General features: G+C 28.9%; 7 protein-coding genes. All 7 read left to right on the plus strand.

Annotation, left to right across the window (positions count from 1 at the left end; genetic code table 11):
* The first annotated feature begins 60 nt into the window (after nt 1–60).
* The gene (locus QX51_RS12755) at nt 61–2,451 is read left to right on the plus strand and encodes an FtsK/SpoIIIE family DNA translocase (protein ID WP_052233050.1); all 2,391 of its coding nucleotides are present in this window, start codon (nt 61–63) and stop codon (nt 2,449–2,451) included.
* 3 nt (nt 2,452–2,454) lie between these two features.
* Entirely contained in the window at nt 2,455–3,513 is a 1,059-nt protein-coding gene (mnmH, locus tag QX51_RS12760; protein ID WP_039680300.1) for a tRNA 2-selenouridine(34) synthase MnmH, read from the plus strand.
* Nucleotides 3,507–4,844 (plus strand): 30S ribosomal protein S12 methylthiotransferase RimO, encoded by a 1,338-nt coding sequence (gene rimO, locus QX51_RS12765; protein ID WP_039680301.1) that lies wholly within the window; start codon nt 3,507–3,509, stop codon nt 4,842–4,844. Before mnmH ends, rimO begins: the two co-directional genes overlap by 7 nt.
* Entirely contained in the window at nt 4,828–5,370 is a 543-nt protein-coding gene (gene pgsA, locus QX51_RS12770; protein ID WP_039680302.1) for a CDP-diacylglycerol--glycerol-3-phosphate 3-phosphatidyltransferase, read from the plus strand. The genes rimO and pgsA overlap by 17 nt, the downstream gene beginning before the upstream one ends.
* Before the next feature lie 277 nt (nt 5,371–5,647).
* Nucleotides 5,648–6,676: a recombinase RecA gene (recA, locus tag QX51_RS12775; RefSeq protein ID WP_039680303.1), complete on the plus strand. Its 1,029-nt coding sequence runs from the start codon at nt 5,648–5,650 to the stop codon at nt 6,674–6,676.
* Between the two features lie 181 nt (nt 6,677–6,857).
* The gene (rny, locus tag QX51_RS12780) at nt 6,858–8,441 is read left to right on the plus strand and encodes a ribonuclease Y (RefSeq protein ID WP_277613700.1); all 1,584 of its coding nucleotides are present in this window, start codon (nt 6,858–6,860) and stop codon (nt 8,439–8,441) included.
* Nucleotides 8,442–8,697: 256 nt separating this feature from the next.
* Nucleotides 8,698–10,419: DEAD/DEAH box helicase family protein (locus QX51_RS12785; protein ID WP_039680304.1), on the plus strand; the 1,722-nt coding region annotated here is incomplete at its 3' end.

Here is a 10,419-nt window from a genome sequence, read left to right on the forward strand (position 1 = left end):
AGATTGGTGGCTAAGAAAAAAAGTAAAGGCGCTAAGAATAAAAAGTATAATAAAGATAAAATGATGGTATCTGGAGAATACTACAATCTAGTAACTGTATTTGTGGGCATATTTCTATTATATAGCTTAAACTCAAATTCAATGGGCCTTATAGGACAATTTATACAAGACACTTTTAAAGGGTTATTTGGAGCTCTTGCCATAATTATTCCATTACTAATAATAATTATAGGCATTCTTGGATTTTTTGAAAGAAATGAATATGTATATAGAATGAAAAAAAGTAAAACAGTCTATATTTTTATAGTCTTTTTATTTATTTTTTATGGGTTATTTAATGCAAGAAAAATACCAGTAGATAATCCTCTAAAAGCTAATATGTATGCAGATGTTATGCAAATGGGAATAGATGGAAGTGGTTGCGGCCTAATTACATCAACAATAGCATACTTCATTAAGGCAGTGTTTGGATTAACAGGAGGATGGTTAATTAGTATATTTGTTTTGTTCATTACAGTAATGTACACATTTAATATATCCCTAAAAGACATGATAGAAGCTATTAGTAATAAGTCTAATAAAATAAAAAGTGGAAATGTAAATGTAAAAGATAAGATGTCAAACTTAAAAGAATCTGCAATTAATTTAGTAACTGAGGAAGTTGACGAAACTACTCAAATGGGTAAAAATAAAAAAGGTTTCTTAAAGAATATTTTTGATAAAAATGATAAAAATGAAAAAATAGAAGATACTTTAGTTGAGTCTTCATCTGATTTTGATGACGAAGATAAAACAATAAAAATTGTAGGATTCAATAAAAGTGATGATGATTACTTAGAAATTTTAGAAGGTACAAATAGTATGCCAGAACTAGACGTACTTAAAGACCTTCAAAATACAAATCCTAATGTGAAAATGAGCAACACAATGAGCGGTACAATGAATAATACTAAAAATAATGTAAGTATTGAAAAAACTGCTCCAATGAATTTAGGAGATACAAATGATTTACAGATTAATAGTCAATCAAATTATGAAAACTACACAAAGCCAGGTTTAGATTTATTAACTAAAATTGGACATAAAGGTAATGAAAATGATAAGAGAAAGGCATTAGAAAATGCATCTTTATTAATCAAAACATTATCTAATTTTGGCGTTGATACAAAAATGGGTCAAGTAACTTTAGGTCCTACTATAACAAGATATGAAGTGCAACCAAATCCAGGAGTTAAAGTAAGTAGAATTGTAAACTTATCAGATGACATAGCTCTTTCTTTAGCTGCAAAAAGTATAAGAATAGAAGCTCCAATACCAGGTAAAAGTGCTATAGGAATAGAAGTTCCTAATGATGAGCCTCAAGTTGTGGGGCTTAGAGATGTACTTGGAAGTAAAGAATTTAAAGAAGACTCATCATCGCTAGCCATAGGACTTGGAAAAGATATAAGTGGTAACCCAGTTATTGCAGATATTGGTAAAATGCCACATTTACTTGTTGCAGGAGCTACGGGTTCAGGTAAGTCAGTTTGTATAAATACAATAATAAACTCTGTATTATATAAAGCTACACCGGAAGAAGTAAAATTATTACTTATAGATCCTAAGGTAGTTGAGCTTGCTCATTATAACGGAATACCTCATTTACTATCACCAGTAGTGACAGATCCTAAAAAGGCAGCTAATGCTTTAAATTGGGCAGTAGTAGAAATGAATAAAAGATATAAACTATTTGCTGAGCTAGGGGTTAAGGATATAACAAGCTATAATGAAAAAAGTGAAACTAAGCTTCCTAAAGTGGTAATAATAATAGACGAGTTAGCCGATTTAATGATGGCTTGTGCAAACGAAGTAGAAGATTATATTTGTAGACTAGCTCAAATGGCAAGAGCTGCAGGTATGCATTTAATTATAGCAACTCAAAGACCTTCTGTTGATGTAATAACAGGGGTTATAAAGGCAAATGTTCCATCTAGAATTGCTTTTGCAGTTTCATCACAAACAGATTCAAGAACAATACTAGATATGGGTGGAGCAGAAAAATTACTTGGAAAAGGCGATATGTTATTTTATCCACTAGGAGCAGCAAAACCAGTAAGATTACAAGGGGCTTATATATCTGAGGATGATTCTGAAAAAGTAATAAACTTTGTAAAAGGCCAAGTAAAAGAAGAAATTAAATACGAAGAAGAAATAATACAAACTATTTCAAAAACTGCTAACATCAAAAACAATGATGTGGATGAATTCTTAGAAGACGCTATTGCCTTTGTAGTACAAAGTGGGCAAGGATCATCTTCTATGTTGCAAAGAAAGTATAAAATAGGATTTAACAGAGCAGCTAGACTAATCGATTCGATGGAAGAAAGAGGAATAGTTGGGCCTAGTGAAGGAAGTAAGCCTAGAAAAGTACTAATAACAATGGAAGAATTAGCAAAATTAGAAGGTGAATAAAATTTGAAAACAATTAAAATAGAAGATGCTTTAAAGCTGGAAAAAACCATTTTTATAGATGTTAGAACAGAAAAAGAATATTTAGATGATCATATACTAAATGCTTATAATATGCCGTTATTTGATAATGACGAGTATTGTGAGGTAGGTACTATATATAAACAAGAGGGAAAGCATGAAGCCATAGATAAAGGTTTTGAATTTGTTTCTCCAAAGCTAAAGGATATGTATAAAGTAGTAAAAGAATTATCAAAAGAATATGAACATATAGTAATATACTGTGCAAGAGGTGGAATGAGAAGTGGATCTGTAGCAAATTTACTTGCATCCATTGGAATTGATTTGTACAAATTAGAAGGAGGATATAAATCTTATAGAAATTATGTACTAGATTATCTAAGTACAATAATGGATAAAAAACAATTTATAGTTCTTCATGGATTAACTGGAGTTGGAAAGACAGAGTTACTAATAGAATTAGATAAAAATAATATAGATATAGTAGACTTAGAATATATGGCAAGAAATACTGGCTCTGTTTTTGGATTTATAACATATGATGAAAAACCACCAACTCAAAAAACTTTTGAAACTAGAATATTTGAATCATTATTTTTCTCAAAAAGTGATTACTTGTTTATAGAAAGTGAAAGTAAAAGAGTAGGGCATGTACTTGTTCCAAATGATATATATGAAGGCATAATAAGAGATGGCTATCATATACTTGTAGAATGTGATATAAAAGATAGAGTAAAAAGACTTTGCAAAGATTACATCTACGATAGAAATGAAGAAAATATACAAGCTTTAAGAGGATGTATAAGTACATTTAGAAAAAGACTAGGAAATAAAACTGTAGATGAATACTTAGAATTACTGGATAATGAACAATATGAAGAGTTAGTTGAAAAGTTTTTAGTGTTTTACTACGATCCTCTTTATATGCACTCAGTAAACCAATATAAATATAACGACGTAATAAAATTTGAAGACATAAATGACATAACAGAAAAATTAATAAGTTTTCATAAGACAGCAGTGGAAGGAGTTAAACAATGTTAAAAATAGCACTAGAATCTTTAGGTTGTTCGAAAAACCTAGTAGATGCAGAAATAATGATGGGTATATTAAATAAAAAGGGATATAAACTTACAGGAGATTTTGAGGATGCAGATGTAATATTAGTAAATACATGTGGATTTATAGAATCAGCAAAACAAGAATCTATAGACACAATAATAGAATTTGCTAATCTTAAAGAAACTGGAAACTTAAAGTTACTTATTGTTACAGGGTGTTTAGCTCAAAGATACTCAGATGAATTAAAAGAAGAAATTCCTGAAATAGATGCAATAGTAGGTACAGGAAGTTACCAAAATATTGATGAAATATTAGAAGGACTACAAAAAGAAAAACAAATAGTTAGCTTAAATGATATAGAAGTTGTTTACAATGAAAATCTACCAAGATATGTTTCTACACCAGAATATATGGCTTACTTAAAAATAAGTGAAGGGTGTGACAAGCACTGTACTTACTGCATAATACCTAAATTAAGGGGTAAGCAAAAAAGTAGAAAATTAGAAGATATAGTGGCTGAAGCTAAAAGTTTAGTGCAAAATGGAGTTAAAGAGCTTGTAGTTATAGCACAGGACTCTACAATGTATGGTTCTGATATATATGGAGAAGCAAGACTACCACAGTTACTAGAAGAGCTAGCTAAAATAGAAGGCGCAAAATGGATAAGAATAATGTACTCATATCCAGAATCAATAACAAAAGAATTAGTAGATGTTATAAAAAGAAATGACAATATTTGTTCTTACTTTGATATGCCAATACAACATGCAAGTAACAAAATATTAAAATTAATGAACAGACAAACTACTAAAGAAGAATTATTATCTAAAATAAATATGATTAGAAGTGCTATACCAGATGCAACACTTAGAACCACACTAATAACAGGTTTCCCAGGTGAAGATGAAAAAGATTTTGAAGAACTTGTGGAATTTGTTAAAAAAGTTAAGTTTGATAAATTAGGTGTGTTCCCTTATTCAAGAGAAGAAGGAACTGCAGCAGATAAGCTTCCTAATCATTTAGAACAAGAAGTAAAAGAAGAAAGAAGAGATGTTATAATGATGATTCAACAAAGCATCTCAGAAGAAATAAATCAAAGTAAAATAGGTAAAACATACGAAGTACTAATAGAAGAACAAATTGAGGACAATGTATACATTGGAAGAACTCAATACGATGCAGAAGAAATTGATAGTATAGTATATGTAAAATCACATACTACTCTAGATCCAGGAGAATTTGTGGATGTTAAAATAAACACTGCATTAGAGTATGATTTAATGGGGGATATACAAGATGAACTTACCAAATAAATTAACACTACTTAGAATTTTGTTAATACCGGTATTTATAATTATAATGATGCTAGATATTCCAAATCATTATTTAATAGCCTGTTTAATATTTGTTGTTGCATCGATAACAGATGCATTAGATGGCTATATTGCAAGAAAAAATGATTTAGTTACTGACTTTGGAAAGTTTATGGACCCTTTAGCAGATAAATTATTAGTAATATCAGCTCTTATATGTATGATAGAATCAAGCTTAGTTGCAGGATGGATGGTTATTATTATAGTTGCAAGAGAACTTACTGTAAGCATTTTAAGAGCTATAGCTGCGGCTGATGGAAAAGTTATAGCTGCCAGTGGTGGAGGAAAAATAAAAACAATAAGTCAGATGTTAGCAGTAATAATATTACTGCTTGGTGCTAACTTAAGTAATAATTTATTATTACAAGTTGGAACAATATTTATGTTAATTGCAACATTTTTCACTTTATATTCTGGAGCAGATTACTTATATAAAAATAGGAAATTATTTATGAATAGTAAATAACTTAAGAATAGTAAATAAATCAAAAATCCTTCCTTGATTAAATTCAGGAAGGATTTTTTTAAAAAAATAAAAAATATTCGTATAAAAGTTTACATATAAGTTTATAAATATAAATGTAGGCCTCTAGATAGAAAGTAATTTATAATATATGTGAAGACAAACCTTTATTGCAGAGTTTTGAGATAAAGATCAAATTCAATTGACTAAGAAAGTTTTATAGGATATAATAAATATAATGCATAGAACAAATGTTTGCGAAAAAGGAAGGATGAATAAGATGAGTATAGAAAAAGAAAAATTACAAGCACTTAATCAGGCTTTAGGAAAAATAGAAAAAGACTTTGGTAAAGGATCTGTTATGAGACTTGGGGAGGCAACATCAATGAATATAGATGTAATATCTACAGGTTCTATAGGACTAGATATTGCAGTAGGTATAGGTGGACTTCCAAAGGGGAGAATAGTTGAAATATACGGGCCAGAATCTTCAGGTAAAACAACGGTTGCACTTCATACAGTAGCTGAAGCACAAAAAAATGGAGGTATAGCAGCATTCATAGATGCAGAGCATGCTCTAGATCCAGTATATGCAAAAGCTTTGGGTGTAGATATAGATAATTTAATCATTTCACAACCAGATACAGGAGAACAAGCTCTTGAAATAACAGAAGCTTTAATAAGATCTGGTGCCATAGATATAATAGTAGTTGACTCAGTTGCAGCTTTAGTTCCAAAAGCAGAGATTGAAGGAGAAATGGGAGACTCTCACGTTGGTCTTCAAGCAAGACTTATGTCTCAAGCTTTAAGAAAGTTAACTGGTTCAATAAAAAAATCAAACTGTGTAGCAGTATTTATAAACCAATTAAGAGAAAAAGTTGGTATAATGTTTGGTAATCCAGAAACTACAACAGGTGGACGTGCTCTTAAATTCTACTCATCAGTAAGACTTGATGTAAGAAGAATAGATAGCATTAAACAAGGAGATAAGGTACTTGGTAATAGAACAAGAGTAAAAGTTGTTAAAAACAAAGTAGCTCCTCCATTTAAACAAGCTGAATTTGATATAATGTATGGAGAAGGAATATCTAAAATAGGTGATTTACTAGATATAGCAGCAGATGTTGATATAGTTAAAAAATCAGGTTCATGGTATGCATACAATGATATAAAACTTGGACAAGGTAGAGAGAATGTTAAGAAATTCTTAGCCGATAATATGGACTTGACTGATGAAATAAATGCTAAGGTTAGAGCACATTATAATCTTGATAAAGCAGTTGTGGAAGAAGATAGTGAAATTGAATAATAAAAATAAATACACCCCTCCTATAAACTTGACATGAATTAGAAAAAATTATAAAATTAAAAGAGGATAAAATATTTTAAATTATGATGATTTTATTTAAAGTATTCCAAGATTATAGATAAAGAAACTTTATTAAATTTAAAACTTGGGCCTTCTAGTTAAAAAAGGCATAATTTAAATGATGTTAAAGAATAATATTGATATTTTGGGATTATTACAAAAGGAGGTGGATGTCATAGAAATAATAGCAAGCATAGTTGGTTTAGCTATTGGTATTATAGTTGGATATTTTGTTAGAAAAAACATATCTGAAACTAAAATTGGTGAAGCTAAAGACTTAGCCAAAGATATAATAGATAAAGCAAATAAAGACTCAGAAACAATAAAAAAAGAAAAATTATTAGAAGCAAAAGAAGAAATTCATAAATGGAGAACTGACGCTGAAAATGAACAAAAAGAAAGACGTAAGGAAGTACAAAATTACGAAAGAAGAGTTCTTCAAAAAGAGCAATCAATAGAAAGAAAACAACAAAATTTAGAAACTAAAGAAACAACTTTAAATGAAAAGTTAAAAGTAGTACAAAGAAAAGAAGAAGAAATAGAAGAAATAAAAACTAAGCAACTTGAAAAGCTTGAAGATATATCTGGAGTTACTTGTGAAAAAGCTAAAGAAATAATTCTTACTAATGCTGAAAGAGAAGTAAGACATGAAATGTCTATAATGATAAAAGATATTGAAACACAAGCTAAAGAGGAAGCTGAAAAGAAATCTAGAGAGATAATAGGCTATGCTATCCAAAAATGTGCAGCAGATCATGTTGCAGAAACAACAGTAACTGTTGTTAATTTACCAAATGATGAAATGAAGGGGAGAATAATAGGTAGAGAGGGAAGAAATATAAGGACTTTAGAAACTTTAACAGGTATAGATCTTATAATTGATGACACTCCAGAAGCTGTGATTTTATCAGGTTTTGATCCTATTAGAAGGGAAGTAGCAAGAATAGCTTTAGAAAAGTTAATATCAGATGGAAGAATACATCCAGCGAGAATAGAAGAGATGGTAGAAAAAGCAAGAAAAGAAGTTGATAATATCATCAAAGAGTTTGGAGAACAAGCTACTTTCGAAACTGGGGTACATGGATTACATCCTGAGTTAGTTAAATTACTTGGTAGATTAAACTACAGAACAAGTTATGGACAAAATGTATTAAAACACTCAATAGAAGTTGCTCATATAGCAGGAATTATGGCTGCAGAAATTGGTGCAGATATAAAATTAGCTAAAAGAGCTGGATTACTTCATGATATAGGTAAGGCAGTAGACCATGAAATGGAAGGAACTCATGTTGAAATAGGTATGGATTTACTTAGAAGATACAAAGAATCTAAGGATGTTATACATGCAATGAGTACTCATCATGGAGATTATGAACCACAAATTGTTGAAGCGGTTCTAGTTACAGCAGCAGATGCAATATCAGCAGCTAGACCAGGAGCAAGAAGAGAAACTCTAGAAGCTTACATTAAGAGATTAGAAAAACTTGAAGAAATAGCTAACTCTTATGAAGGTGTAGAAAAATCTTATGCAATACAAGCTGGTAGAGAAATTAGAATAATGGTTAAACCAGATAGCGTAAATGATGAAGAGCTTCATTTATTAGCTAGAAATATGACTAAACAAATTGAGGACGAGCTTGAATATCCGGGTCAAATAAAAGTAAGTATAATAAGAGAAACAAGAGCTATAGAATATGCTAAATAATAAAAAGGAGAGTTTTGCTCTCCTTTTTTTATTATAAGGAAACTATATGTTATCTGTTTTGGAGATGACATATATTTGTGACTTGAGCAACAGGAGAAGCTACTAGCGACATGAAATGTTTCGTAGACGTAGTAGCTCAGGCGAAGTGGCTTTTTTGTTGTAAAAAAGTTAATTAATTATAACAAAATGTATATATTTGATAATATAGTAAAATATATGTTTAAATGATATAATTACTATAAAGGGGGAATGTAAATTGAGACAAAACATTAATATCAACTCACAATTAGATGCATTAAAGGTGAAAGAAGTGGAAAAAATCTTTTACCAAATGAACGATGACAATACAAATGTAGTGCCAAAAGTTACACCTTTTAGAGGAATTAACACAGATTTATTATATATAAAAAATAATAAAATACTTTTTCTCAAATTTATGGATACGAGTGAAGATTTATTTTCCATATTAGATGAAGAATTAATTGAAGTAATGAATGAAGAATATGAGTTGTTAAAACTGAAAATGGCTCAATTTCATAATAATATTAGTTTTAATTATGTATTTGTAATGCCATATGTTGACATAGAAGATACATACGATTTTGAAAACTTTGTAAATCAAAATATAATAGATAAAAGCAAATTAGAAAATATAATTAAAAATAGGGAAGAAATAGACTCTTATTTAAAAGAAGAAAATAATGAAATAGAGCTAAACTTGTACATTTTAGATATATGCCCAGAATACTACGAGTTAAATGGTGCTTATCATCTTAACAAAGAGTTTAAAAAAATAACTTTTTCTCAAGATGATTACACTTATAGCGCTACTATGCTTACAGATGAACAATTACAAAAGTCTCTTTCTATTAATTATGGGAAAACCTTAATAGAAGGTCCTACAGGTAGTGGAAAAACAACCATTATGATGAGTAGAGCTATAAAATTAGCGCGTATATACCCACATCATAACTTTATAATTTTTACTCATACAAAACAACTTTGTAATCAGCTTAGAGAAGGTCTAAAATTACTATACAAAGAGAATAATAACTTAGAAGTTCATACAATTTCATCTTTTGTATTTAAATTATCTAAAAAGTATAATTTAATAGTAGATTATGGTTTATTAAAAAAAGATTATGAAAAAACTTTTAATAATTTAATAAAACAAGCTAAAAATGTTATAAAGAATAAAAAAATGTTTAAAGGTATTTTTATAGATGAAAGTGAAAGTTTTGATAAAAGAGATGTTGAATTTATTCAAGAGTTTTTATACGAAACGAAATATATATTCAACATGTACTATTGTGAATCTTTAAATATATATAATAGTGTAAATATATTTAAAACATCTTTAGAGTATATTGATTTTGATGAAAAAATATTACTTACAAAAAATTATAGACAGAAAAAAATAATTATTGATTTCTCTAACAGATTTTGTGAAAATGCCAATAATTATATAAAAGACTTAAGAAGTAATATAGATAGAGATATATATAAGTTTGGTGATGCAATTATTGAAGAGGGAATTACAGCTCAGATTGTAAAGGTAGAGGACTTAGAAGACCAAATAAACTCAATATTATGGGAAATTGAATACCTTGTAAATAATCAGGGATTAGATTATAGTGATATAGCTATAGTATTTCCATATAATAAAAAGAAATTAAAAAATGGTAAAACAATATACTTCCAATATCTTCTTAGAAAAGCATTGGATGATGTAAGTATTCCATATATTATTGGAGATGATAATTTAACTAAATATGGAAAAAGAAGTGGTATAACTATATCAAATTTATATTTTATTAAGAGTTTAGAATATAAGGCAGTAGTATTTTGTGAATTAGAAATGCTGTATAATCAAACAATAAATGAAGAAAATCAAGACTATCAGGTGAATGATTTCGTTGGAGATTTAAATAAAATATATATGGTTATGAAGAGAGCTATCGAGTATTTAACATTTATA

This window comes from Terrisporobacter othiniensis (assembly GCF_000808015.1).
In the GTDB taxonomy this organism is placed as follows: domain Bacteria; phylum Bacillota; class Clostridia; order Peptostreptococcales; family Peptostreptococcaceae; genus Terrisporobacter; species Terrisporobacter muris.